At 71.5% G+C, this 24,842-nt stretch carries 20 protein-coding genes and 5 pseudogenes; 6 read left to right on the top strand and 19 right to left on the bottom strand.

Annotated elements, in window-relative coordinates; all coding sequences use genetic code 11:
* Window positions 1–61: 61 nt before the first annotated feature.
* The 5 genes and pseudogenes from IO20_RS0115550 to IO20_RS0115535 form a co-directional block, all read right to left on the bottom strand.
* Window positions 62–517: a DUF2690 domain-containing protein gene (locus IO20_RS0115550; protein WP_157850780.1), complete on the bottom strand. Its 456-nt coding sequence runs from the start codon at window positions 515–517 to the stop codon at window positions 62–64.
* A gap of 211 nt (window positions 518–728) precedes the next feature.
* Window positions 729–977 carry a sugar nucleotide-binding protein gene (locus tag IO20_RS41995; RefSeq protein ID WP_051874213.1) on the bottom strand — a complete coding sequence of 83 codons (249 nt, stop codon included), beginning with the start codon at window positions 975–977 and terminating at the stop codon, window positions 729–731.
* A 55-nt stretch (window positions 978–1,032) separates the two neighbouring features.
* Window positions 1,033–1,662, bottom strand: a pseudogene (locus IO20_RS42350) (sugar nucleotide-binding protein); the annotation flags it as partial.
* A gap of 26 nt (window positions 1,663–1,688) precedes the next feature.
* On the bottom strand, window positions 1,689–2,627 hold the full coding sequence (locus tag IO20_RS0115540; protein ID WP_030545632.1) for an adenosine kinase: 939 nt from the start codon (window positions 2,625–2,627) through the stop codon (window positions 1,689–1,691).
* Between the two features lie 147 nt (window positions 2,628–2,774).
* Window positions 2,775–3,353 carry a DinB family protein gene (locus tag IO20_RS0115535; protein ID WP_030545630.1) on the bottom strand — a complete coding sequence of 193 codons (579 nt, stop codon included), beginning with the start codon at window positions 3,351–3,353 and terminating at the stop codon, window positions 2,775–2,777.
* A gap of 218 nt (window positions 3,354–3,571) precedes the next feature.
* Here IO20_RS0115535 and IO20_RS0115530 point away from each other — a divergent pair, with 218 nt between their 5' ends.
* Window positions 3,572–3,784 (top strand): hypothetical protein, encoded by a 213-nt coding sequence (locus IO20_RS0115530; RefSeq protein ID WP_030545628.1) that lies wholly within the window; start codon window positions 3,572–3,574, stop codon window positions 3,782–3,784.
* A 34-nt stretch (window positions 3,785–3,818) separates the two neighbouring features.
* On the opposite strand, the gene IO20_RS0115525 is transcribed toward IO20_RS0115530, so the two are convergent.
* From IO20_RS0115525 to IO20_RS0115505, 5 genes are all read right to left on the bottom strand, one after another.
* Window positions 3,819–4,898, bottom strand: coding sequence for a C40 family peptidase (locus IO20_RS0115525; protein WP_030545626.1), 1,080 nt, complete (start codon window positions 4,896–4,898; stop codon window positions 3,819–3,821).
* A 16-nt stretch (window positions 4,899–4,914) separates the two neighbouring features.
* Entirely contained in the window at window positions 4,915–5,397 is a 483-nt protein-coding gene (locus tag IO20_RS0115520) for a poly-gamma-glutamate biosynthesis protein PgsC/CapC (RefSeq protein ID WP_030214927.1), read from the bottom strand.
* Between the two features lie 57 nt (window positions 5,398–5,454).
* The gene (gene pgsB / locus IO20_RS0115515; protein WP_030545623.1) at window positions 5,455–6,936 is read right to left on the bottom strand and encodes a poly-gamma-glutamate synthase PgsB; all 1,482 of its coding nucleotides are present in this window, start codon (window positions 6,934–6,936) and stop codon (window positions 5,455–5,457) included.
* Between the two features lie 7 nt (window positions 6,937–6,943).
* Window positions 6,944–9,187 (bottom strand): HAMP domain-containing protein, encoded by a 2,244-nt coding sequence (locus tag IO20_RS0115510; protein WP_030545621.1) that lies wholly within the window; start codon window positions 9,185–9,187, stop codon window positions 6,944–6,946.
* Window positions 9,188–9,384: 197 nt separating this feature from the next.
* A complete protein-coding gene (locus IO20_RS0115505; RefSeq protein ID WP_397792352.1) occupies window positions 9,385–10,551 on the bottom strand; it encodes a CapA family protein in 1,167 nt (388 codons plus the stop codon).
* Window positions 10,552–10,673: 122 nt separating this feature from the next.
* Between IO20_RS0115505 and IO20_RS0115500 the strand changes: the two genes are divergently transcribed.
* A complete protein-coding gene (locus IO20_RS0115500; RefSeq protein WP_245684957.1) occupies window positions 10,674–11,570 on the top strand; it encodes a hypothetical protein in 897 nt (298 codons plus the stop codon).
* Between the two features lie 43 nt (window positions 11,571–11,613).
* On the opposite strand, the gene IO20_RS41385 is transcribed toward IO20_RS0115500, so the two are convergent.
* From IO20_RS41385 to IO20_RS0115475, 4 genes and pseudogenes are all read right to left on the bottom strand, one after another.
* Window positions 11,614–12,921 (bottom strand): methyltransferase domain-containing protein, encoded by a 1,308-nt coding sequence (locus IO20_RS41385; RefSeq protein WP_245684956.1) that lies wholly within the window; start codon window positions 12,919–12,921, stop codon window positions 11,614–11,616.
* Window positions 12,922–13,064: 143 nt separating this feature from the next.
* Window positions 13,065–13,376 (bottom strand): annotated as a pseudogene (locus IO20_RS0115485) (hypothetical protein); the annotation flags it as partial.
* Window positions 13,377–13,411: 35 nt separating this feature from the next.
* Window positions 13,412–13,939 carry an SMI1/KNR4 family protein gene (locus tag IO20_RS0115480; protein ID WP_051874212.1) on the bottom strand — a complete coding sequence of 176 codons (528 nt, stop codon included), beginning with the start codon at window positions 13,937–13,939 and terminating at the stop codon, window positions 13,412–13,414.
* Window positions 13,940–14,040: 101 nt separating this feature from the next.
* Window positions 14,041–15,390, bottom strand: a complete 1,350-nt coding sequence (locus IO20_RS0115475; RefSeq protein WP_037635521.1) for a nicotinate phosphoribosyltransferase — start codon at window positions 15,388–15,390, stop codon at window positions 14,041–14,043.
* Window positions 15,391–15,738: 348 nt separating this feature from the next.
* On the opposite strand from IO20_RS0115475, the pseudogene IO20_RS36620 reads away from it, so the two are divergent.
* Window positions 15,739–16,445: pseudogene (locus IO20_RS36620) on the top strand (alcohol dehydrogenase catalytic domain-containing protein); the annotation flags it as partial.
* Between the two features lie 615 nt (window positions 16,446–17,060).
* On the opposite strand, the gene IO20_RS0115460 reads toward IO20_RS36620, so the two are convergent.
* Entirely contained in the window at window positions 17,061–18,071 is a 1,011-nt protein-coding gene (locus IO20_RS0115460; RefSeq protein ID WP_030545608.1) for a quinone oxidoreductase family protein, read from the bottom strand.
* 153 nt (window positions 18,072–18,224) lie between these two features.
* Between IO20_RS0115460 and IO20_RS36615 the strand changes: the two are divergent.
* Window positions 18,225–19,176: pseudogene (locus IO20_RS36615) on the top strand (IS481 family transposase).
* Here IO20_RS36615 and IO20_RS0115450 read toward each other — a convergent pair.
* Both IO20_RS0115450 and IO20_RS0115440 read right to left on the bottom strand, forming a co-directional pair.
* On the bottom strand, window positions 19,173–19,841 hold the full coding sequence (locus IO20_RS0115450; RefSeq protein ID WP_037635518.1) for a hypothetical protein: 669 nt from the start codon (window positions 19,839–19,841) through the stop codon (window positions 19,173–19,175). The pseudogene IO20_RS36615 and the gene IO20_RS0115450 sit on opposite strands and share 4 nt — an antisense overlap.
* A 270-nt stretch (window positions 19,842–20,111) precedes the next feature.
* Window positions 20,112–21,563: an MFS transporter gene (locus tag IO20_RS0115440; RefSeq protein ID WP_051874211.1), complete on the bottom strand. Its 1,452-nt coding sequence runs from the start codon at window positions 21,561–21,563 to the stop codon at window positions 20,112–20,114.
* Between the two features lie 95 nt (window positions 21,564–21,658).
* Between IO20_RS0115440 and IO20_RS0115435 the strand changes: the two genes are divergently transcribed.
* Complete coding sequence (locus IO20_RS0115435; RefSeq protein WP_030545600.1) at window positions 21,659–22,258, top strand: helix-turn-helix transcriptional regulator; 600 nt, start codon at window positions 21,659–21,661, stop codon at window positions 22,256–22,258.
* 51 nt (window positions 22,259–22,309) lie between these two features.
* Here the strand turns inward: IO20_RS0115435 and IO20_RS0115430 are convergent, their stop codons facing one another.
* Window positions 22,310–23,140: a class I SAM-dependent methyltransferase gene (locus IO20_RS0115430; protein ID WP_030545598.1), complete on the bottom strand. Its 831-nt coding sequence runs from the start codon at window positions 23,138–23,140 to the stop codon at window positions 22,310–22,312.
* Window positions 23,141–23,362: 222 nt separating this feature from the next.
* Window positions 23,363–23,839 (bottom strand): hypothetical protein, encoded by a 477-nt coding sequence (locus IO20_RS0115425; RefSeq protein ID WP_030545596.1) that lies wholly within the window; start codon window positions 23,837–23,839, stop codon window positions 23,363–23,365.
* 834 nt (window positions 23,840–24,673) lie between these two features.
* Between IO20_RS0115425 and IO20_RS42170 the strand changes: the two are divergent.
* Window positions 24,674–24,842 (top strand): annotated as a pseudogene (locus IO20_RS42170) (IS630 family transposase); the annotation flags it as partial.

Genomic DNA, 24,842 nt, shown 5'->3' with positions numbered 1-24,842 from the left:
ACTAGGGGACAATTGATGAACAGAGAAAAATGTCCGGGTCATCGTCCCCCGATTCGGCGTCTCAGAACTTCGTGCTGCACTTCATCGGGTACTCGTCGCCGACAAAGGCGATGCAGACGCGGTAGTAGTAGCTGGCGCCGCCCAGCATGTTCGACCAGTCCGAGCCGCCCGTGGTGTCCGGGACCCGGACGCTGAGCGAGCGGATCAGCTTGCCGGCCGAGTCGAACTTCTCGATGTAGCCGTACGAGTTGAAGACCGAGTTCGAGGAGTTGTTCGTCACGCGGACCCAGGCCGCGCTGCATCCCGCAGACCAGCGCAGCTCGGCCTTGCGGCTGTTGTTGTCGATGGTCCGCACCGTGGTGACGCTCGCCGTCTCGCAGCCCGTGGCCCTCGGGCCGAGGTTGTCGCAGCCCGCACCGCTGCAGGTCGCCGCGAACGAGGTGCCGGCGAGCGGCACCATGCTCATCGTGACGACGGCCGCGGAGACGGTCGCGGCACGGGTCAATATTCTTTTCACGAGGACTCCGGTGTGAAATCAAGCGATGCGCGCACTTATGTGCAGCGCCGGATGATCATAGGGGCGGAGCCCCGGGATGACAATCATCATCTTTGCGCAAATCGAATTTTTTCGGTTGAAGTACGAGTAGAGGCCGCTGAGGTGAACAGTAAATTCAGCCATCCTTTACGCCGTTCTTCGGGGGCGAGTGGGATTCGGTCTTCGTAGGGGCTCAGTGGCGGAGGAACAGGGGTGCCAGGGTCCCGGCTGCCGCCGCCACGCCCTGAAGGGGGACGGTGTCCATGCCGGGCACGCTGGAGAGCAGCGTGCTGGACAGGCACGTGTTCTGCGGTCGGGAGGCGTAGCGGCCGGCGGCCCTCGGGACCGGGTTCACCAGGGCCGTCGGCGCGTCCAGGGCGCGGGCGATCTCGCGGGCCCAGGCCGCACGGGAGACGCGCTCGGGGCCGCCCAGGTGCAGCACGGGAGACGCGCTCGGGGCCGCCCAGGTGCAGCACGGGCGGCAGGTCGCCCTCGTGCGCGAGGAGACGGGCGACCACCGTGGCGACGTCGTCCACGAGGACCGGAGTGGTCCACTGGTCGGCCGGGGCCTCCACCGGTTCGCCCCGGGACAGGCGGTGGGCGCAGGACGCGAAGAAGTTCAGCCACTTCTCGCCGCCCGCGGGCTCGTGGCCGTAGACGAGGCTGACGCGCAGGGCCGTCGCCGGGGAGGCCGCCCGGGACAGCAGCACCTCCTCGGCGGCGCGTTTCGCCACCCCGTACGCGTTGGCGGGTGCGGTCGGGGTGGACTCGACGCTCTCGGCCCCCCTGCCGTCGAACACGTTGTCCGTCGAGATCATCACGATGCGGTCCAGGCCCGGTACCGCGGCGAAGTGGGCCGTCGCCGCCCGGTGCGCCGCGGCCGCCTCCTCGGGATGCGCCTCGCACCACGTGACGTCGGACGGCCCGTGGACCAGGACGACCGTGCGGGGCGCGACCGTCGCCACCGCCCGGTCGCAGGCGCTCGCGTCCGTGGCGTCCAGGGCCTGCCACCGCGCCCCGTGGTCCTCGGGTGCGACCGTGGGGCGTCCTCGTGAGCCGAGCGTCACCTCATGGCCCTCGGCGACGAGCCGGCGGGCGATTTCGGAGCCGGCCACTCCTCCGCCCAAAACGACGACGTGTTAGGAGCCGGCGGTCACTCGGCGTCCTTCGCGGCGGACCGGGAGCCGGTGAGCGCGGCGACCTCGTCGATCAGGGCGGCGCGGTCGATGGCGTCGCTCCCGGTGGCGGGCACGGTGCAGGCGTAGGCCCCGGCGACGGCCCCGTGGAGGGCGCACCGTCGCGGGTCCTCGCCCGCGAGGTGGGCGAAGAGGAAGCCGGAGGCGTAGGCGTCGCCCGCGCCGTTGGAGTCCACGACGGGTGCGCGCGGGGCGACGGCGGGGATGTGGACGAGGCCGTCGTCGGCGGTGAGCAGATAGGAGCCCTCGGCCCCCGCGGTGGCGACGACGACCTCGGCCCGACCCCGCTCCAGGATCCGGCGCATGGTCCGCTCCGGGTCCGGCAGGGCGGTGGTGGAGACGAAGACGATGTCGGCGCCGTAGGCGAAGGCCTCGTGGTACGGGTTCTCGCCGTCCCAGTTGTGCAGGTCCGTGGAGACGGTGAGGCCGGCCTCGCGCAGGAGGGGCAGGGTGAAGGCACAGGGATAGGTGATGGAGACGTGCGCGTGGCGGCTGGCCTCGGCCAGCTTCCGGATCAGGTCCTCGGGGAGGCGGTCGGACTCCTGCGAGCGGCTGTCGTCGTACAGCGACAGCCTGCGGCCGTCCGGGCTGACGAGGTTGACGGCCCGCTTGGTACCGCCGGGGAGCGGGACCTCGGTGAAGTCGATGCCCCGGTCGCGGTGGAACGCGCGGAGGAGATCACCCGACGGGTCGTCACCGATCATGTCGACGTGGTGGGTGCGCAGGCCCAGCGTGCTGAGGCCGAGCGCCACGAAGTCCCCGGTCTGGCCCGCCCGGGTCTCGATGCCCGGTCGGATCATGTAGCTGTCGGCGTAGGGGAGGGGGAGTTCGGGTACGTAGACGATCGTGTCGACGCCCGACCCTCCCAGGACGAGGACGTCGTAGTCGCTGCTCATGGCTGTTCCTCTCGCGTGCAGGTGCTTCAACTACCGCGGATCGCAGGTGAGTCAAGCAGTCGGCGATCTCGGTCGGCAAGATCTTGCGACAAGTTTCAGGAAGAACTTGCACGTTGGGGCTGGAGCGGGTGCGGCTTCCGTCTCCACTCAGGGGCGCGGGTTCCACGGCTGGAACCACGGGTCCGGCCACCGCTCGGCCGTGGCGAGCAGCGGGAAGAGGGTCGCGCCGTCGATGCTCTCGCGGATGACGTCGGCGTGCCCGCCGTGCCGCGCCGTCTCCTCGATCAGGTGCAACAGCACCCAGCGCACCGACCACTCCCGCACCTCGGCGGGGAACCAGGGAAGTCCCTGCGGCACCGGAACCGCCCGGCCGAGGTCCGGAATGCCGGCGATCACCGCGTCCGTGCGCTCGGCTGCCGCCGCGTGCGCGGCCAGGGCGCCGGCCAGGGTCTCGTCCGGGGCGAGCGTGAACTCGTCGGCGTCCGACTCGTCGGCCGACCGTTGCACCCCGCGCGGCCGCTGAAGGATGAGGTCGGTCCAGAAGGCCTCGCACCGTGCGGCGTGCTTGATCAGTCCTCCGATGCTCAACTCGCTCGCGGACGGCGTCAGGCGGGCCTGTTCCTCGGTCAGGCCGTAGGCGGTGACGCGCAGCGCGCGCCGCTGGTGGGCGAGGTAGGCGGTCAGTGCCGTGCGCTCATCGGCGACGGGCGGGGCGAAGCCTGGCATGGTGGGGCCCTCTCGGCTGTGCAAATTCTTGCAGCAAGTTTCGGCGGGACTCTACTGCTCCCCTCGACCGCCGTACACCGAATTGACCGACCCCCGGTCCCCACCGTGTCTCGTGGTCGGCGCCGGGCCGCGACGCCAGGTCGTCATGTCGCGCTGCCCGCGGTCCCGTCGTCGCACCCTTCCTGGCCTCACGACTTGGCCCGGTGCATCCTGGACACATGGACAACGTCCCGATAGTCGTCCACCGGCCCTCTCCCACGGGCGGCCGGCGCGTCACCGCACGCGGGGCCATCCTGGGCCTCGCGCACAGTGACGAGGACGTGATCGAGTTCCTCCGGCGCGCCGGTCTCCCGGAGGCCGAAGCCCTCCTCGACGACCCGGGCTGGGTGGCGTGGCGGGGCGGCCGGGCGCACGAGTACGAGGCAGCCTGACCGGCCAGAGGACCACGGCCGTGACCGGCCGCCCTCACAGGCGCTTGGCGCTGCGCAGGGTCTTGGCGTAGTAGCCGTTGCCGTCGAGCCGGGAGACCCCGCCGACGTCCCCGATGGTCGGGCCGTTGACCTCCTCGCGGCTCGACACGAAGATCAGATGGCCCTCGGTGTCGTGCCCGAGCACCATGCCGACGTGGTCGAGCCGCTGCCCGGTGCGCGCGTCGAGCTTGAAGAAGACCAGGTCACCGGGCTGCAGCTGGTCGATGGCGGTCGGACGGTTCCCCGCCGCGACGCCGGCCAGCGGCAGCACGTCCACGCCCTCCCGCGAGCGGGCCATGCCGTTGGCCGTGCGGGGCAGACCGTCACCGGTCTTGTCCGAGGACATCAGCGGGTAGCGCGCGCGGTAGCCCAGGACCATGCGGATGTAGCCGGAGCAGTCCAGGGACCGGGCGCGGAGAGCTTCCGGCGTCCCGACGGAGCCGTCCCTGAACGGGTAGGGCGTGCCGAGGTAGTCGTAGAAGTCGGACTGTTCGAGGCGGAGGTCGCCGCCCTCGGCTCCGGCGGTGTTCAGCGGCCCGAAGTTCGCGTCGCCCGCGTAGGAGACGCCCTGCCCGTCCTTCCGCTGCGGCGCCCCCGCCACGTACTGGAAGGCGAACGCGAAGAGGTCGTCCTCCTCGCTCCCCGCGTACCGCGCGTACCAGTCCTTGAACCACTTCTGCTTCTCCGCGCCCTTGGTCCAGGGCTCGGGCATGAGCCGGACCCAGTCCGTGGTGGAGACCTTGGACGCGGTGGAGGCCGGCTCGGCGAAGGTACGGGCCGGGCCCGTCAGCTTCGCTGTGCGCGCGCCGTCGGTCAGAACCGCCCTGACCTGGCCGTCGCCGCCGCGGAGCACGCTGCGCGCCGGGCTCTCGAGCCGGGACCACCGGTCACCGGACGCGTCCGCGGGCTTGCCGGACTGCTTCCCCGCCCCGTTGAGCACGCCGACGTTGCGCACCTCGGTGACGCCCTGTTCCTCCTGCTTGCGCAGTTCCAGGGTGAGGTAACCCGAGGTCGCGACGAGTCCGAGGACCACGAGGCCCGCGAGCAGCGGGCGCGACTTCTTCTTCCCTGCCATGGTTGTTCCCCGATTCTCAGACGGCGGGCATGACGCCGAGCAGCAGGCCGGCGGCGACGACGATGTAGGCAAGGAGCGACACCGAGGCCGTGGCCAGCAGGGTGGGCCCCTTGGGCTGGCGGACCAGCTGGTAGGCGATCAGGCCGGGGACGATGAAGCCGAGGGTCTGGTTGCCGTACAGCAGCGGGAACTCCAGTGAGAGCACGATCATCACCGTGGCCTGGAGCAGGACCCCGAGGAGGACGACCGCGGCGAAGAGCCGCTTGCCGTAGAGGATCACGAGCCGCTGCATCACCTTGGTGCCCGCGTAGGTGAGGGCGGTGACACCCACGACCATGGCCGCCCGCTGCAGGTCCTCGATGAGGGTGAGGGCGAGCCAGCCCGGTGTGATCATCCCGCCTGGCGAGAGGTTGGTGGTGAGGTAGCACAGCAGCGAGAAGAACAGGCCGATGGCGATGCCCAGGGCGGCCATCTCGGGAGTCAGGGCGGCGGTGGTCAACGGGGGCTCCGGGCGCGTGTACGGGTGGTGAGGGAGGGACGGTCGGCAGGGGCGGGGTCAGGCGGGCGGAGTCCGCCGGTCGCCCTCCTGTACCGGCTGCCGGAACCAGCCGAAGGACTCCTGGCCGCCGGGCGGCGGAGGTGTGCCGGCCGACTGGGCGGGGATCCGTACGAGGGGGATCTCCTGGGTCTGGGCGACCTGGTACCGCTCCTCGTAGGCCGCGGGGTACGAGGCGTACGGGTCCAGATGCATCGGCTGCGCCGTGACGGCGGAGGCGGCGACAGGGCCGTGCCCCGTCCCGTGTCCAGGGTCGGCGTCGGAGGCCTCCTCCGCTCCGGCCCCCGCCTCGGCTCCGCTCTCGTCCGCCGGGAGTTCCGCGAGGTACTCGAGCAGTTCCTCGCCCTGGCCGTGGATGTTGCCGATGGCGACGAGCGAGGAGCCGTCGGGCATCCGATCGAGCATGGCCGGCATGAACTCCTCGGCCGCGCGCCGCTCGCCTCCCAGGTCGACCGCCCGGTCCCGCCAGGGCGCCGGAATGGCGTCGATGGCGCTCTTCGCGGGGTGCCCGATGACGAAGACGTTGTCGGGCCGCAGGTCGGGGATGATCTCGCCCATCTGCCCGTTGCGTTCGACGCGGTCGGGCCGGCAGTTGATCACGACGTTCAGCGGACGGCTGACGGCGCCGAGGTCGAGCAGCTGGTTCACGTTCATCAGCGTCGACTCGGGGTCGTTCGCGGCGAAGACGTTCGCGAAGGCGAGGCGCCTGTTCCCGGGCGCCACATAGCGTTCCACGGAGAGGACACCGGGGTCCGGCGGCGCGTCGTACATGCCCTGGAGGGCGACCTGCCGCTCGACGCCGACCAGCTCCGCGACGGTCAGGGCGATCGCGACGTTCTCCTTGAAGGTGAACCAGCTGAAGCCGCGCAGCTCGTCGTCGGTGACCGTCTCGGGGTCCGCGTACACGAGCCGGCAGTTCCGCGCGTCCGCCTCCTCCTGAAGGATGTGGAACCGCTCCTTCTCCGCCGTGACACAGATGCCGTTCTCCGGCATCGAGCGGCACAGCGACCGGGCCACGTCGTCCAGGGTCGGGCCCATCTCGGCGAGGTGGTCCTCGCGGACGTTGCACAGGACGCCGATGGTGGAGCGGATCAGCTTGCTCTGGTTGACCTCCTGCAGCGCGGGCATGACGGCCATGCACTCGATGACGAGCGCGTGGGGCCGGTACGAAGCGGCCCGCCGCACGATGGCGATCTGCTCCACCACGTTGGCGATGCCGAACTTCCGGTAGACCGGTTCCTCGGTCGCGTCGGGATGGATGAAGCGCGCTGCCGTGCCCGTCGTCTTGGCGACGGTGACGAGACCACCGCCGCGTAGGGCTCCCGCGCACAGCCGGGTGATGGAGGACTTGCCCCGGATGCCGTTGACGAGCACCCGGGTGGGGACGGTGTGGAGGGCGGCGTAGTGCCTGCGCTGTTCCACGATGCCCGCGACCAGCAGGAACACCCCGCCGATCAGCAGCACGAAGTAGAGGTAGAGCACGGCCTTGTCACCTTCCGCCGGCGTGCGGCCGCGGCTCAGCGGACCGGCGCGCCTGGTTGTGTCTGTGGGCCTGCGCCTGCTGGCGCAGCAGTTCGAGGCTGCGGACGACGGCGCCCACCTCGTCCTGGTATCGGGGGTACAGCACGGTCTTGAGGTCGCCGTCGGCGAGCTTCTCCGCGCTGGTGGCGAGGGCCCGCAGCGGTCGTACGACCACCAGGTAGACCCAGCCGAGGCAGAAGATGATGGCGGCGAGCCCGAGCATCCCGGCGAGTACGCTGCGGTCCTCGCGCTCGTACGGGGCGATCTGGAAACGCGCGGCGTCCTGCCAGCTGACGACGGTCCAGCCGATGTCGGCGGTGACGCCGCCGCCGGAGAACGGGGCCGCCGCGGCGACGGTGACACCGCTGCCCTCCCGGATGAGCAGGCCGTTCTCGACGGGGCCGGCACCGACCCGTACGCCGGCGGCCCGGACGAGGCCGGTGAGGCTGTCGCGGGGCAGTTTCTCGAACGCCAGGAACCCGTCGCTGGCGGCGATGGTCAGGCCTGCGGAGTCCACCACGCGGACCTCTCCGAGGCCGGGCCGGGCAAGCAGCGAGTTGAGGAACTCCACCCGGATCTCGCCGACCAGGGTGCCGCCCTCGCCCTCCGGTACGGGAGCGCCGGCCTGGACGACCGGCTCCTTGCCGCCGTGCCCGGACACCCGGACCAGCGGCAGGTCCTCGCCGCGGGCCCAGGCGTGGGGGTCACCGCCCGCGCGGGCGGTGACCCGGCCGTCCGCGTCGACGACGTAGAGGGCCTGGTAGCGGGGGTGCTTGGCCAGGGTGTCCTCAAGGAGGCGGCCGGCCGCGTCGCCGTCCTCCGCACCGATCAGGCGGGACGTGGAGACGAGGTCGGCCTGCGCCTCGTTGAGCGCCCTGCGCAGGCGGTCGGTGATGAGGTCCGTGCGGTCCCGCTGGTCGTTGACCATGGTGGTCGGCACGCTCACCGACCCGTCCGTACGGTTGAGGAGAAGTCCGACGGGCACGCACCACACGAGCAGCAGACCGGCCGTCAGCACGAGCGGACCGCGGCCGCCGATCCGGATCCCGCGGCGCGGAGCGTCACCGGAGGCCGTGGGCTCGCCGCCGAGCTGCCCGCGCAGGCGTTCGAGGGCGGCGCCGATCCGGGCGGCCTCGCCCCAGCGGGGCACGGTGACGGGCCGGGTGAGATCGCCTCGGGCGAGGCGGCGCGATTCCAGGAAGAGCCGCAGCAGCGGCCGCTGGACGGTGGCCCACAGGACGGTCGCCGCGAGCAGCCCGAGCAGGACGAGGACACCGGCCGCCGCGAGACCGAAGAGCTCGCGCCCCTGGTCGGTGGCCTGCTGCTGCACCACGGGCATCAGGGCGACGACCGTCAGCCCGAGCCCGGCGGCCGGGCTCCGCTTCTCCTCGGGGTCGGCGGAGGAGAGCGAGGCGTATCCGGCGGTGGCCACGCGGCCGTTGTACTCGCCGCCGACGAGGCTGCCGCTGACGCCGGGGTAGCCCCGTGAGCCGGGTTCCTTGGCGCGTACGGGATGCTGCTCGGTCCGCACGGCGGCCTGGTCGGCCAGCCGGCCCATCTGCTTGCGGAGGAACGCCAGCTCCTGGCGCTCCTGGTCGGAGTTGAGCGCTTCGGCCTGCTCGAAGCCGGCCGTGGCGAGGACTTCGCCGTTCTCGGCGACGACCGCCATGCTGCGGAACGGGCCGAGGTTGATGGCGGGGACGGACAGGCTGCTCGACGCGATCAGGAGCTGCTGCGGCCGGTCCTTCCAGTCCAGGACCGCCATCGTCATCAGACGTACGTCGCCGGCCTCGAGCCGCACCATGCGGGGCGTGAGAGCGTGCTCACCGGTGAGGACGTCCTCGTCCAGCCAGGCGAGAGGAATCGTTTCTCCCCGAGCGGCGAGCACCTCCCCGCTCTCCAGGTCCAGGACGGTGGTGCCGGTCCACTTCTGGTACGTCCGGCCCAGGTCCGACAGGATCCGCTCGGCCTTCACCGGACGGCCCGCGCTCAGCGCCGCCGTGGTGCGTTCCAGGTCAGTGACCCGCTCGTCGATCGAGGCGCGCAGGGCGATGGCGCCGTCCTCGGCGAAGTACTGCTGCGAGGAGAGCACCGCCTTCGGCGCGACCGCCTCCTTGCCGGGTCCGAGCACCTTGGCCGTCAGCCCGGCCAGGGCGAGGATCAGCACGCACAGGGCCGCGATGGGCGGACGGATGCCGCCGAGGAGCGGCATGTCCGCGCGCCGGCGGCTGCGTCGCCGCCCTCCGCGCACGGAGTACGCGGCGTTGGCGGCCTTACTCGATGTCACTGCTGCTCTTTCCTGATTCCTACGGCGCCGCATTCCTGCGGCGCCGCGCACGGAGGGACCGCCACGGGGGCGGGCGCCGGGCGCCCGGGGCCGCGAACGCATGAAACGGGCTCGGTACCGGCTCAGTCCTTCAGGGAGAGCTCGGCCAGACCGTCGCCCCCCGGCGCTCCCCGGTTGAAAAGGAACCCGCGAGTCCGCTCCTCGGCGAGGCGGTAGCGGTCGAGCCGCTCCTCGGGCAGGTCGCCCGGTTCGTCGAGCACCCGCCTCACATCGACGAGCCGGTGGTCCTCGACGGCGCCCGTGGGCGGCTTCTCACCGGGTTCGACCTCCGGAGGGATGTCGACCAGCGTGGTGCGGTAGCGGGCGTCGACCGCCCACCCGGACTCCGTCTCCCGGAACTCGAACCAGCCGAGCGCCCCCTCCTCGGTGAGCCCCGAGGGCGAGGAGTGCCGGGCCACCTGGTTGCCGAGGCCGAAGGCGACCCAGGTGCCGTTCAGCTTCTGGATCGGCTGCACCACGTGCGCGTGGTGACCGATGACGAGATCGATCCCGGTCTCCCCGGTGATCCGCTCGGCCAGCTGCAGCTGCGGCAGGCTCGGCTCGTTGTAGTGCTCCAGGCCCCAGTGGACCGAGAGGATCACCACCTCGGCGCCCTGCTCGCGGGCCCGGGCCTCGGCCTTCTTGATCTCGTCCGTGCCGATCCGGTTGAAAGCCCAGCGCTCCTTCTGGGGCGTGGGATTCAGGAAGGACTCCCACGAGTAGGAGAGGTGCGCGACCTTGACGCCCCTGACGTCACGGATGTTGATCTTCTCCGCTTCCTCGGGGGTGCGCGCGGAGCCGGCGTGACCGAGCCCCACCCGGTCCATGGTGTCCAGGGTGCGCCGGACGGCCTTCAGTCCGTGGTCGTAGGTGTGGTTCGAGGCGGTCGAGCAGGTGTCGTAGCCCACGTCCTTCAACGTGGTGAGGATCTGCGGCGGCACCAGGAACTCCGGATATCCCTGGAAGGGCCCGCGGGGCGTCCCCACGGGCGTCTCCATGTGGCAGATGGCCAGATCGGCCCGGCTGATCACGGGCTGCACGCCGGCCATCAGCGGGCCGAAGTCCAGTCCGGCGCTACCCTTGCCCGACCGCTCCGCGTCCTCGGCGGCCTGCTCGACCAGCTCGGGATGGATGAGAACATCTCCGGCGGCGGCGACGGTGAACGCCCGTCCGCCCGGCTTGGTCCGCGACTCCGTCGGGGTCGACGCACAGCCGGTGACGAGCACGGCAAGAGCCGCCGTCACTGCCAGTGCACGGCCGATGGGGAGAGAATCGCAGAATGTCACCGGCCGATCTTCACACGCGTCCCAAGATCGACTATCCGCTGGGCGTCACGAGATCATCACTTTTTCTTTACCTTCTGACCCTTGTCATGATCGCTCCGATTCTGATCTCGTGTCAGGCCACGCCGAGCGACGGGACGGGAGCGGAGCGTCCGCACACCCGTGAGCTCGTGGATCTCGACGACCGGATCCTCGGGTACGCCGAGCAGGCCGAGGCCCGCGACCCGTACACGCCCCCCGGCGAAGAGCGGCGGGACCGGCTCGCCCGTGGCGTGGGACACCTCCTCGACGGCGACCTCGAACAGGCGCACGAACACCTCACCGTCGCCGGCTTCCGGCTGACCACGCTCACGGACACCGCGTCCGGCCGGCGCTACCGCGAGGTCGCCGCCCGCGGATCGGGCCCCGAGGAGCGATGGGGCCGGCTGTACGTCCACGCCGACGCCGCCGTCCGGTGGAACGTGCAGGTCCCGCACCCGGTCGCCGACCGCGCCACCGAATCCCTCGGAGTCCGGCTCCTGGAGAACACACCGGGCGGCGCGCTCGTGCTCGCCGGCGCGCATCGCACCGCGGGCCGAGGGGACGCGGCGGACGTCGCCCACCGCACCGACAGCGCGTTCCACGTGATGGTCACGGAACTGCAGAAGCGCGGCGTGCCGGGAGTACAGCTGCACGGCTTCGCGAAGACCCCCGACCGTCCCTACGACGCCATCCTCTCCACCGGCTCGGCGCAGACGGCGCCCGCGGAGGCCGCGACACTGGCCGACCTGATGGCAGGACGTGACCTGCGCGTCTGCAGGGGATGGGCCGACCGGTGCCCCCTGGAGGGAACCACCAACGTCCAGGGCCAGGCCGCGCAGCGCGCCGGAACGACGTTCCTCCACGTCGAACTCGCCCCGGCCGCGAGAGGCGACGGCGACGAGGCCGCCCGGGCGCGCAAGGCCCTCGCCGGGCTGCTCGACACCTGGTCGTCCGCCGGGAGGTGAGGGCGTGCCGTCGCCGCCGACAGGGGGAGAGCGGGCGGCGGGGTCAGCGTCCGGGAAGGAGACGGAGCCGGTGGACCGCGGGGTCGTGAGCGATCGGGTCCCCCGGCTCCTGGAAGTGCAGCGCGACGCGGGCGCCGGCCCGGTAGGCGTCGAGCCCGGCGCGGCAGTAGGCCACCATCGGCTCCGGCAGGGCGTCGAGCGCAAACCACTCCATGCCGTCGCACACCGCCGGCTCCATGACCCTCGGCGTCCCGGCCCAGCGGCGTACCTCGAAGAAGAACCCGACGCGGGCGCCACCGGCCGGCGACCGGTGATGCACCGTGACGGCGGCGCGCACGTCGTCCGGATCCACGACCAGGCCCGTCTCCTCCCGGGCCTCCCGCACCAGTGCGGTGACGACGTCCTCGAAGGGGCCGTCGACGTGACCGGACGGAAAATGCCAGTGCCCGGCGGCGTACACGGCACCGGCCCGCCGGGACAGCAGCACGTCCGGTCCGCGCTCCCCGTCGCGTACGGCTATCAGATGCACGTCCATCGGTACGGCGTGCCGCCCGCCGCCGCTCAAGCCGGTGCGGCCGGCGGGCCCGGCCGGATCGCGGCGCGCCAGGGTGTGGACCTGCCGTCCCATGTCCCGGTAGGGACCGATCCAGGACGCGGTCCACTCGGTCCGCAGCGCGGCCTCGTACTCCTCCTCGCCAGGAGCCCAGGCGTCGGTGAGGTGCTCGTGGAAGATGCGAATGCCCTGCCACGACAACGGAACGAGGCCGTGGTCGCGGGCGAGACCGTCGAGGAGCTCGGCGGTGTCGCCACGGGTCGGGAGCCCGAGATGACCGAGGCTCGTGTCGGCGGCGTGTGCGATGAGGTCACGCGCCGCCGCGTAGTCACCGCGCAGCGCCTCGCGAACGCCGATCGCGGCACGGTTCTTCGTCAGAAGACTCAACAGGCCACCCGGCGCGAGGAGTCGGGACAGCCGGGCCACCGCGTCCGCGGAGTCGTCGAGGTACATCAGCACGCCGTGGCAGCAGACCGCGTCGTACTGCTCTCCGCCGGGGAGCGTCGCGATGCCGGCCTCGCGGAACCGGACCAGCGGTCTGAGTTCGGGGTGGGCGTCGAGGCGGCGGGCCGCCGCCTCGAGCATGTCGGCCGACGGGTCCACCGCGGTCACGTGATGACCGGCCGCGGCGAGCCGCAGGGTCATCTCGCCGTTGCCGCAGCCGACGTCCAGGATCCGTGCGGGACGATCCGGGAGTTCGGCGAGGAGACGACGGGCGACGAGATCGTGGCGGAGCCGACCCCGCGCGCTCCGCGAATGCGCGGCGTACGCGTCGCCGACGGAGGCGAAGTCGGTCACGACGACCCTCCGTGTTCGACGTCCGCTGCCGCTGTCGCCGTCTTGGCGTCGAGATGACGTGTCATTCTCCAGGCCCCTCAGAATCGTCAGTCCAGGATGACGCGAAAGACCACGTGAGGGCACGGGAACGCCACTTCTCGACCTCATCGGTCGGACGACCTCGTAGCGCGGCCGGCGCCGCGGTACCGCCTGACCTGCGGATCTGCGAGGAGGACGACTCGATCGGCCGTGACGTCGAAGCCGAGCACGGGATGGTCGTGGTCGCCTTCCGGGCACATCAGCACCGGCTTGCCCAACCGGTGCCCGATCTCCCGGAGGAAGCCGCAGAACACGTCAAGTCGGTTCTGGCCCTGCAACTCCCTCAGGTCGACATCGAAGTCGACTTCGTCAGCGGCATGGAAACGGAAGATCACCAACACCTCGTCAGCCGGCCACACCCGAAGGGTCGGGCACTCGCCAGGTCGGCCACCCCGTCATGATGTCCGGCTCTTCAAGCCGGTACGGGACCGCCGGCAGAGCCGTCCCCGTACGTGGTTCCCGCGGTCAGGCCCTCGACGAACGAGCGGAAGTCACGCGCCAGGACGAGTTCCCTGGCGAGGTCGGTCTCGAACCACGTGACCGAGGGCTCGCCATCCCGCCCACAGGTGCGGTAGTCCAGCGCGATCCAGCAGTGTCCGTCGCCGGAGAGCAGCACAAGTGGTGCCGGCATGCCCCACTCCCTGACCAGGTAGGGGGTGTCGAGCAACGAGGTCGTCCCGTGGCGTCGCCCGATGCCCATCAGCGTGTCGAAGGGAACGTGGTCTTCGCTCCACGAGGTCGGTCCGCTGGTGGGGAACGCATCGTGATCACCAGCCACGATGCCGCCGTTCCGGATCCGTAGAAGGGCGAGCAGGCCCGAGGGCAGTGTCACGCCGAGCGCGCGCTCGGCCTCCCGGACCATCTCGTCCGTGAGGGGTTGTTGGACGCCGTAGTCCCCGTCATCCCAGAACGTCGCCATGACCTCATCGAATCGCGCCATGGCACGCAGCCTAAGGACTCGGAGTCACGCGCCGAGCGGCGCACCGTCGGGCCCCGGGGCCTCGCCGATCGCCCGACGCTCGACACTCGACGCGCCACACGTCACGCGTACGTACTTCTGCCGGACGTGCCCGTACGCGACTCGATCCGGTGGCGGACGACGGCCGTCAGGGCCGTCAGGCGGGTGGAGGCCGTGGGTGCGGGGGCCACGGGGTGCTCGATACGCCGGGCCTCGTCCGGCAGGGCGGCGAGATCCGTCTCGAAGCGGGCGCGGGCGGCCGCAGGGGTGTCGGGCGGCTCCGTGCGCAGGCCGCCGCGCATCACCGTCCGCAGCAGCGGCTCCGTACCGTCCGGCGGTTCCTCGTTCGCCAGGCCGATCACGTCCCGCAGACCGGGACCGCGGAACACCTGCTTCGGGCCCGGAGCCGTCACCTTCCCCGACGAGAGCTTCATGACGGGCCGCCGCGCGTACTCGACCAGTTTGTACGCCGCGTCCAGATACGGGGCGTCGGCGGCCGTACCGACCTTGCTGCCCACGGCGTACGCGTCGATCGGCGCCCCCTCGCGTACGAGCCGGTCGACGGCGTACTCGTCCAGACCCCCGCTCGCGATGATCCGGACGTCCGCGAGCCCGGCCGCGTCGAGCGCGGTACGGGCCCGGCGTGCCTGTTCGCCGAGGTCGCCGCTGTCGAGGCGGATCCCGCACCCGGGACCGAGGCCCAGGTCCTTGAGGACGCGCGCGGCCGTCGCCACGCCCCGCTCCGTGTCGTACGTGTCGACGAGCAGGGTCACGGGCCCGGGGTGGGTACGGGCGAAGGCGCGGAAGGCCTGTTCCTCCGAGGCGAAGGCCTCGACGTACGAGTGGGCCATCGTGCCGGCGGCCGGGATGCCGTACCGGCGTGCGGCGGCGACGTTGCTGGTGCCGGCGAATCCGACCAGGGCGCACAGGCGCGCAGCCTGCATGCCCGCCTCGGGCCCGTGCGCGCGCCGCAGCGAGAAGTCCACCAGGGGCCGCCCGGCGGCGGCGAGGACACACCGGGCCGCCTTGGAGGCGACCGCTGTCTGGTGGGAGAGCAGGGCCAGCAGGTACGTCTCCACGAGCTGCGCCTGCGGCAGCGGCGCGGTGACCTCCAGGAGCGGCTCACCGGCGAGGACGAGGCGCCCTTCGGGCACGGCGCGGACCTGCCCGTCGAAGGAGAGGCCGTGCAGCGGTGCGAGGTCCTCCACGGGGCGGCGCAGCACCTCGGCGAACTCCTCGACGTCGGTGCGGCCCACCCGGAAACGGGACAGGTGGTCGAGGGCCGGTTCGAGCCCGGCGGCGACGAGGAACCCGCGGCCCGGCGGCAGGTCGCGCACGGACAGGCTGAAGGTGGCCGGCGCCCGCATGTCCTCGCGCAGGTACGAGAGCGCCATCGTGACCTCGTACAGATCGGTGGTGGTCACCTCGGACATGCTTCGAGCATGCGCCGCCGTCGAGCGGCCCGCACGGGGACCGGGTGACGTGCCTGGTTCTGTGCGGCGGTTGGTTCGCACCGCACGACCACCACGCCCTCGACGTCGCGGGCAAGCCTTGGCCAGGGCCGCGCGCGGCACACCAGGGACCCAAGGGCCCTGGGGCCGTCGCATGACGGGTGGGCCGCTCCCGGTTGCGTCGCCGCAGGTTCACGAAACCCTGGAAGAGACCGCGCGCGACGGCCTCGGCACATGCCTGGCCGTGGCGCGACGGCCCAGCCTGGACGAGGAGGACATCCGCGGCAGGAGGAGGACATCCGCGGCGTCGACAGGAAGTGGGTGGGAGCCATGAAGGCAGCCCCCTTCCAGGGGCCGGGAGAGATCGCCTGGCGCGACGTACCCGATCCGGCCGTCGAGGACCCCGGGGACGCGATCGTGCGAGTCGACGTCGTCACCGTGTGTGGCACGGACCCGCACATCCTGAGGGGGACGTGCCGGAGGTGACACCCGGTCGCGTGCTCGGCCACGAGGCCGTGGGCACGGTCGTGGAGACCGGCCGGGACGTGCGCACGATACGGCCCGGCGACCGCGTCCTCATCTCCTGCATCACCGCCTGCGGCCGCTGCGGCTTCTGCCGCGAGGCCCGCAATGGCCAGTGCCGCGGCGGGGGCGGCTGGATCCTCGGGCACCTCGTCGACTGCACACAGGCGGAGTACGTCCGGGTGCCGTTCGCGGACCTGTCCGCGCACCCGCTGCCGAACGCGGTCGACAGCTTCGACGCCGTGCTTCTCACGGACATCTTCCCCACGGCCTACGAGGTGGGCGTCCTGAACGGCGGGGTCAGGCCGGGCGACGCCGTCGTCGTGGTCGGCGCGGGTCCCGTCGGCCTCGCCGCCGTCGCCACCGCGCGGCTCTACAGTCCCGGCAGGATCATCGCCGTCGACCTCGTCGCGTCCCGGCTCGCCACGGCACGGAAGCTCGGCGCCGACGCCACCGTGACGGCCGACGAAGGTCCCGAACAGCTCGTCGAGGATCTGACCGCCGGTCTCGGAGCCTGGAAAGCCGGTTCCCTTGGGAGCGGGCGACCGGTTCGAGGTCGCGCCCGCAGGTCTCGCGACGGATCTGCGGCGGGAGGTCTTCGACCTCCTGACTGCGGCTGAGCGCATCTACCACCTGAGCGAGTTCGGCGATGAGGCGATCCACGACTGGGGCGGTGTGCACGGAGACTTCCTCGAGTTCGTGCTCATCGACCGCTCCGCAGGGCAGATCACACTCCTCGTTGCGGCGGACGACTGAGACAACCGCCGGAGCAGCTGCGCGGGGCGCCGGGAGCGACCGTGATCGACAGCGGGGCGGACTGCACACAGGCAGCTTCCCGCCGAAGCCGTTGCCGCCACCGTGCTCATCGAGGTCGTGAGGATCTCCCCCTCCCGGCTGAGCGGGGCCTCCCCTGTCCCGGCAGGACGGTCGCCCTGTCCCGGGAGGTTGTGGACGGGTGAGCCAGGTCTCGGCTGAGGGATCTTGAAGGAGCGGGACCCAGATACGCCAGAAACCCGCCAGAACTTGATCTTGGCCTGCTGAGTGCCTGACGCTGTCGGGGTCTTGGCGATGACGGTCGGTCATGCCCTCGACATCTCAGTCTCCAAGATCCCCGACCTCGTCACCCGCGATCAGCTCTGCGTCTCCTCGCGGTGCCCAATAGCGGCCGCATCGGGTACGACGAGCAGCTTGCCGGTGGTACGCCGAGCCTCCAGATCGCTGTGGGCCCGGGCGGCGTCGGACAATGCGTAGCGGCCCGTTACGGTGACCTCAAGCGCCTTGGAGCGCACCCACTCGAACACATCGGCGGCCCGTCGGAGCAGTTCGGACCGATCGGCGATGAAGTCCCCGAGGCTGGGCCGGATCAGGGTCAGCGAACCGCCATGGGCGAGCCGAATCGGATCAAACGGCGGCACGGCACCGCTTGCCGCGCCGAAGAGCACGAGATGGCCGCGGGCTCGCAGGCTGGCGAGGCTCGCGTCGAAGGTGTGCGCGCCGACGCCGTCGAAGACAACCGGCAGTCCCTGACCGCCGTTGAGCCGCCTCACCTCGGCTGCGAGATCGTCGACTGCGGAGGAAAGGATCACCTCAGCGGCCCCGGCACGCTTCGCCAGCTCGGCCTTCGCCGTGGTGGACGTCGTGCCGATCACCCTGCCGCCGAGATGGGCGATGAGCTGGGTCAAAAGCAGCCCCATGCCACCGGCAGCCGCATGCACGAGCACCGTGTCGCCCCCCTGAACCGGGTAGGCGTCCTTGACGAGATAGTGCGCGGTCATGCCTTGGAGGAGCACGGCGGCGGCTGTCTCGAAGCCGATGTCGTCGGGCAGCGGCACCAGCCGGGAGGAGTCCACGACGGCCCGCTCGGCGTACGTGCCGGGAATCTCCACCCAACCGACCCGGTCCCCGACTGCGACGTCAGCGACGCCGGGTCCGACTTCGACGACCGTGCCGGCGCCCTCAGCGCCCGGGGTGAAGGGCAGCGGGAGGCTGTACCGGCCTTCGCGGTGGTAGACGTCGAGGAAGTTGACCCCGGATGCGGCGACCTCCACGATCGCCTCGCCCGGACCCGGCCGCGGCTGATCCACCTCGGCCTCCTGCAGCACCTCGGGACCGCCCACTTCGTACACCTGTATCGCTCTCATGGCCCTCCAATAACGGCTCACCCCCCACCAACCCCGTTGATGGCGATCCGATTCCCGGCAAGCGGACCAGCCCGCCGCCCCCGCCGAGAGCTGAGACGCCTGCTTCGCACCCGGGTCTGGGATACGACGTCCACACCTGACCGAAAGGCCCTCGTGCGCCACCGTGATGCACCCCTGACCGAGACCGGCCGACTGCGTCCGGCCCGCTGTGTGGTCGAGGACGGCCGGCCCCTGCGCGGGCCGCCGAACGCTTCCAGGTCTCACCGACCACCGTCCAGTGATGGGCCGACCGCTACCGCGCCCCGGGCGAAGCGGGCATGGGTGACCGCTCCAGCCGTCCCCATCACGCGCCGCGCCGGACACCGACCCGGACCGAACGCCGGATCATCAAGGTCCGCCTCCTGCGCCGCTGGGGACCGGCCCGTATCGCCCACCTGCTCGGCCTGGTCCCCTCGGCCGTCCACCGCGTCCTGACCCGCTACCGGCCGGCCCGCCTGACCCACCTCGACCGCGCGACCGGGCACGTCATACGCCGCTACGAACGCGAGAGACCCGGCGAGCTCGTGCACGTCGACATCAAGAAGCTCGGCAACATCCCCGACGGCGGCGGACACAAGGTCCTGGGCCGGCAAGCGGGCCGCAAGACCCGCAGGAACGCCGGCTACAGCTACCTGCACACCGCCGTCGACGACCACTCCGGCCTCGCCTACAGCTAGATCCACGCGGACGAGAAGAAGCAGACCGCCACCGCCTTCTGGCAACGGGCCCACGCCTTCTTCACGGCGCTGGGATCACCGTCGAACGGGTTCTGACCGACAACGGCTCCTGCTACCGCTCACGCGACTGGCGCGACAGCCTGGCGGCGGCTGGGATGACCCACAAACGAACCCGGCCCTACCGTCCCCAGACCAACGGCAAGGTCGAACGCTTCGACCGCACCCTGCTCGACGAATGGGCCTACGCCCGCCCCTACCGGTCAGACATCGAACGCCGCGAAGCATTCCCCGGCCGGCTCCACTCCTGCAATCACCACCGCGGACACACCGCACGCGCAGGCAAACCACCCGCAAGCCGCGTCCCCAACCTGACGAGGCAATACACCTAGGGCGTGTCCGGAGTCGCGTCGCCCGACGTGCCCACCGGTACGGCCGGCGCGGGAAGGCGGACGACGCGGGCGAGGGCGGCTGTGACGGCAGCGCAGTGGCCAGGCAGGTACCGGGAGGCCCAACCGGCCGCCAGAACCTGGAAGTCGGCCAGGTCGCGCTCGGCATCGGTGAGCAGGCCGCGGAGTTCGGCGACGGACAGTTCGATCACCGGACTGTCGCTCCGCTCGGCGTTGACAGTGAGCCGGACGGTGTCGCCGAAGCGCTCCGCAACCGGCGACACGGGGGCGTGGCCGAAACCGAGCGGGCTGCCGTCGTCGATGAACCGGTGCCAGTCACGCCAGTCCTCAAGACCGTCACAGCAGCCGGGCTGGAACGTGACGCCGGTGGAGTGGTCGGTGACCCGCAGGCCGCCGGCGGCGAAGAGAGTGTCGAACGTGAGCAGTCCGTGCAGGAACGAGCCGAGTGCGTCGGTCGGCCGAGGCGGGCGGTCGCCGTCGGGGTCGATGTCGTTGCAGTCGGCGATGCGCATCACCGCGGCCCCGACCTCAGCCGGTGAGAGCTCGCCGCTGAGGGGCAGAAAGCCGAACGGCTCGACCTCGGCGACGGGCCAGAGGTCGAAGCCGGCAGGTGCGTACATCTCCAGGACGGGCTGCATCACGATCACCCGGTGAAGTGTTCCGCAATTCCCGCCCGTATCGCCTCCCGATGACGCCGATCACTCTCATCTCGGCCAAGGGGGCCGGGTTCTTCCGGACCCTGTCCCTCACACGTACTGCCGGACCCGACGACCCGCTGCGCCCGGTGGTCGCCGTCGGCGAGCGCCGCATGGATCCGCTCCGGGCTCCTGCCCAGCGCGTGGACGATCCCGGCGCCGCCGGCCAACTCGTCGAGCCGCCTGACGCCGTGCGGCGTCGCCGTGGACATGCTGCCGACCTCACCGGCCCTTCCCCGCGAGCCGCGCAGGACCCTGCCCCGCACGTCGTCGAGCGGGCCGGGCCGGACCGGGGCCCGCTGCGCGGGCCGCCACGAGGAGGAAGAGTCCGCAGGCCGATACGAGCAGCCAGCCCGGGCGGGTCTCGGCGGCGAGGTCGACTCGGCCGGCGCCCGCGACCAGGCCGCCGGCGACCGCGATGCCGACCGCCGCACCGAACTGGCGCGCCGTGGAGGTGATCGCCCCCGCCACTCCGGCCCGGGACGGCGGCAGACCGCTGACCGCCGTGTTGGTCAGCGGCGCGTTGGCGAAGCCGAACCCGATGCCGATCAGCAGGAGGGCGAGGAGGATCAGCGACACGCTCGTGTCCCGGTCGAGGCTCACCAGGCACAGACCGCCGGCCGCGGTGAATCCGCCCGCGAGGAGCAACGGACGGCGCGGTCCGAGACGACCCACCAGGGTCCCGGACCAGGGCGCGCACAGTGTGGCCCCGAGCGCCATGGGCAGGGTCGCGGCGCCCGCCGCGAGCGGGGTCCAGCCGCGGGTGTGCTGGAGATGGAAGGTGTTGAGCAGAAGGGTCACGTTCAGCGCGACGAACACCGCCGTCGCGCCGAGCACCGCCGTGACGAACGGCGGTCGACGGAAGAGGCCGAGGTCCATCAGGGGCTCGCCGCGACGCAGTTCGACGAGGACGAAGGCGGCCGTGGCCGCGGCGGTCAGGGCGTAACCGGCAAAGGCCGAGGGCGACGTCCAGCCGATGCGGGGCCCCTCGATGAGAAGCCCCACGGAGAGGCAGAGGACCGCGGTGAGGAGCACCTGGCCGGGCAGGTCGAGGCGCCGGACGCGCTCCCCGCGGGACTCCGGCACGAACACGGCGACCAGGACGAGAGCGACGACGACCACCGGAACGTTGATCCAGAACACCGATCGCCAACCGAACGCGGCGATCAGCGCCCCGCCGGTGACCGGGCCCGCCGCCATGCTGAGCCCGAAGACCGAGGCCCACACCCCGATCGCGCGGGCTCGTTCCCGCGGGTCGGGCATCGCGTTCACCACGATCGCCAGGGCCACAGGACTCAGCATCGAGGCGCCGATCCCCTGGGCGGCCCGCGCGGCGACGAGTACGCCGAGGGAGGGGGCCAGGGCGCAGGCGAGGGACGCCAGGCCGAAGACGACCAGCCCGTACCGGAAGATCCGACGGCGCCCGAATCGGTCCGAGAGGGCGCCGGAGGCGATGAGCAGGCCGGCCATGACCACGGTGTAGGCGTCGACGATCCACTCCAGACCGCGCGTGCCCACGTCGAGGCCGCGCCCGATCTCGGGCAGCCCCACGTTGACGATGGTGGTGTCCACACCGACCAGGAACATGCTGAGCGCGCAGACAGCGAGGATCGTCCAGCGCCGGCGGGCGCTCAGGGGTGGGGCGGGTGGAGCGGCAAGGGATGACGTGAGCACGGGAGTTCCCCCTTCGACGGAATCGGACGCCGTCCAGGCTCCGGCCGGGGGAGGGGCCAGGACCAGGAATTTTGCGGAGACCGCAAAATGGTCGTATGGACGCCGAACTCGCGGAAATCCTCGACAGCATCGGGCCACGGCTGCGCGCCCTGCGGCGCGACCGCGGCCTCACCCTCGAAGCCCTCGCGGAGGACACCGGGATCTCGGTGAGCACCCTGTCGCGCGTGGAGTCCGGCCTGCGGCGTCCGACGCTCGACCTCCTCATCCCGCTCGCCCGTGCCCACCGCGTCGCGCTGGACCAGCTGGTGGCGGCCCCGGCCACGGGCGATCCGCGGGTCCATCTGACACCGCGGAGCCGGGAGCGCGGAAACGTCCTCGTCCCGCTGACGCAGTACCCCGGCCGGGTCCAGGTCTTCAAACAGGTCCTCGCGCACCGCGAACCGAGACTGGTGACCCACGCGGGCTACGAATGGCTCTACGTGCTCGCCGGTGAACTCCGCCTCATCCTCGGGGAACGCGAGGTCACCCTCCGGCCGGGCGAGGTGGCCGAGTTCGACACCGGCGAACCCCACTGGTTCGGCCCCGCCGGCCGCGAAGCGGTGGAGATCCTGCACCTGTTCGGCCCCCACGGGGACCAGGCCATCGTTCGTACGGGCCGGACGACGAGCGGCGAGCCCCCGGGGGCGGGGCAGTGATGAAGCCCTGGCGCCGGCCACGGCCCCGGGCGGCGGCGCGAGGAGGATGGGTCACCGTGGGGCGGTCTCCGCCGGTTTCCATCCCCAGGCGGTGAGCATGCCGGCCGACAGGGCGGCACAGTCGTCGGAGCCCAGGTACCGGACCGCCACGTCGACGGCTTCGTCGTCGACGAGACCGGTGGCGAGCAGCGCAGCCCTGCTCCGCTCCCACGTGTCCGCCCAGAAGCGGCTGAGAGGACTTCCGGGCAGCAGCGGGGGCACATGGATCTCGGCGGCGACGCGTGCGAGCCCCGCGCCGCGCAGCAGTCGGGGGTACGACGGCACCCAGGAGACGTCGGTGCCGATGGTGGCCCGCAGCCCTTGCCACATCGCACGCATCACCGTGGTGTACGGCGTGGGAGGCGTCCGGTCGCTCGTGAGGTCGACTGCATCGCTGAGCACCAACACGCCGCCCGGAGCGACGAGTTCGGCCAGGTGGGCGATCAGGCGCTCGTGCTCGGGCAGGTGCATCAGGACGAAGCGCGCGTGGACGAGCCGGAACCGGCCCGGTTCGAAGTCCAGGGCGGTGACGTCGGCCTCCCGCACGTCGAGCCCGGGCACGGGCCGCTCCGTGAGGAAACGTACGTCGCGGTCCACGGCGAGAACGCTCGCCACCCCGACTTCGTCGAGCAGCCGACGGGAGACCGTTCCCGTGCCGGCGCCCACGTCGAGACAGCGCCACCCCGGACCCACCCCCAGTGCCCGCAGCCGCGCCATGGTGATCTGGTCGTAGGCGAGGGCGCCGAAGTCGATGCGCTCGCCCTCGCCCTCCTGCTCGGGACGGAAGACGGCCTCACCGTAGCGGCCACCGTACGAGGCGTCCCCGTCCGGCGCGGCGGTCACACCGCCACCGCCGGCGCGGCGCGATGGGCGTCGTCGTCGAACGGATTCATGGTCGGGACCTCTCGCACGATGGGGCGGGGCGCGCGGCGGTCGCGGGACCCCCGGCCTGCCGATCCTCCACCGCCCACCGCCCGCACGACCGAGACGCGCCCGCACCCTGAGCCGATCGGCCGAAGGCAGCGCCGGGTGGATGACGGCCGAGCGGCGGTTACCTTGGGGCGGTCACGCGGTGGGGTCCACGTTCCACGTCTCCGGCAGATCGCTGCCGCAGAAGACACAGACGAAGTCGCTCTCGCGAACGATGTTGTGCTCCTGGCATCCGGGACACCGCCGGAACACGACCTCGTGGGTGAAGCCGGAGGGCCGCACGAGCTCTACGGCGTCCAGGGCGTGGGCGACCGCCGTCCAGGAGGAGATGTCCGGACAGTACCCGGTGGAGTGGTTGCTGACGTCACTCACGGTCCAGCGGTCCGCCTCACGTACGAAGCTGATCTCGCCGGCGCCCAGAACCCTTGCTCCACCGGCGCAGGCCACATGCTCGCTTCGTCGCGGCGCCAGCCGAAGGACACCGTCCGTGCCGACCACGAAGGTGAACGGTTCGGCCGCCTCCACCGCCGAACGCTCAGCGACCCAGCAGGCGAAGTCGGCCGCCGACCCGACCCGGAACCCGCCACTGCCGGGCCGAACCGCAGCCTTCAGCTCGGCCGGTCCGACGTATCCGTAACTCTGCCCCTGCCCCCGCGCCTTCACGCGAGCCAACCTAGATCACCAGCAGCTCCGGCACGCCTTTGGACGGCGGATGTGCGGGGGGTGCCGCCGAGGCTCAGACGGCTGGCTGTGGTAGGGCCGGTCCTCCGGTGGAAGTGGCTGGCTGAGGGGGCAATTCCGCAGGCCCCCGGCGCTACGCTGGTCACGAACGCGATGCAGGGGGACAAAGGTGGGACAGAAGGTACAACGGGCGGCGGGGACGCACTCCTTCACTGATCTGCTCCGGCATCCAAGTCGCCTCATCGAGCAGCTCACAGGAAACGTTGGGCATCGCGCCGAGGCGGACCTCGTAGCGTGAACACTGGAGATGCTCGTGAAGTCTCCGCGCTCGTCCGTGACGGCCACCGTTCCCGGCAGGGGTCGCTGATCCTGGATCCTGCCGCAGCCCCGTCAGTGGTGTGGCGGCCGTTTCGAGTCCTCGGCAGATCTGGTGAAGACATCGCCTTGATCGCTCCCTTCCACATTCACGGGGCGGGCCCGGTCGCCGGTCCGGGAAGTGGGGCGGTCGACAAGGGAGCGTTCCGCCTGCTGTCCCTGCAAGCCGCCGACCGCTACTGGGAACTCGCCGTCCCCGCTGCGGACGTTGCTCTGGTCCGTGCTGCGCTGCGTGCGGATGGCACCGGCGGCTAGCCGGAGAGCCGCGGCTCATGGGCGTCAGTCCGCGGTACGTCGTCACACCCTCGCGTCCGCCTTTGCCCGCCGCCACCGGGGCGGGCGGTCTCACTCGTGTGCGGCACCCGTGCCCACCACGCCAACAGCTCCTGACTCAACCGGATCGAGGTCCGGTTCACCGCCCTGCGCTCCTTCGCCCTCGACGCCACCGACCACACCAGCGCCAAGGATCAGGCATGATCCGCCGCTTCATCATCGGGCGGAACAGCACGCCGACGACGAACGCCTCCGCAGGGTCGTGGTCAAAGGCAACGTCGCCTGA

The sequence above is a fragment of the Streptomyces exfoliatus genome, assembly GCF_000725545.1.
In the GTDB taxonomy this organism is placed as follows: Bacteria; Actinomycetota; Actinomycetes; order Streptomycetales; family Streptomycetaceae; genus Streptomyces; species Streptomyces exfoliatus.
The sequence above is the reverse complement of the archived record's forward strand: the minus strand, read 5'-3'. Positions and strand labels throughout refer to the sequence as shown.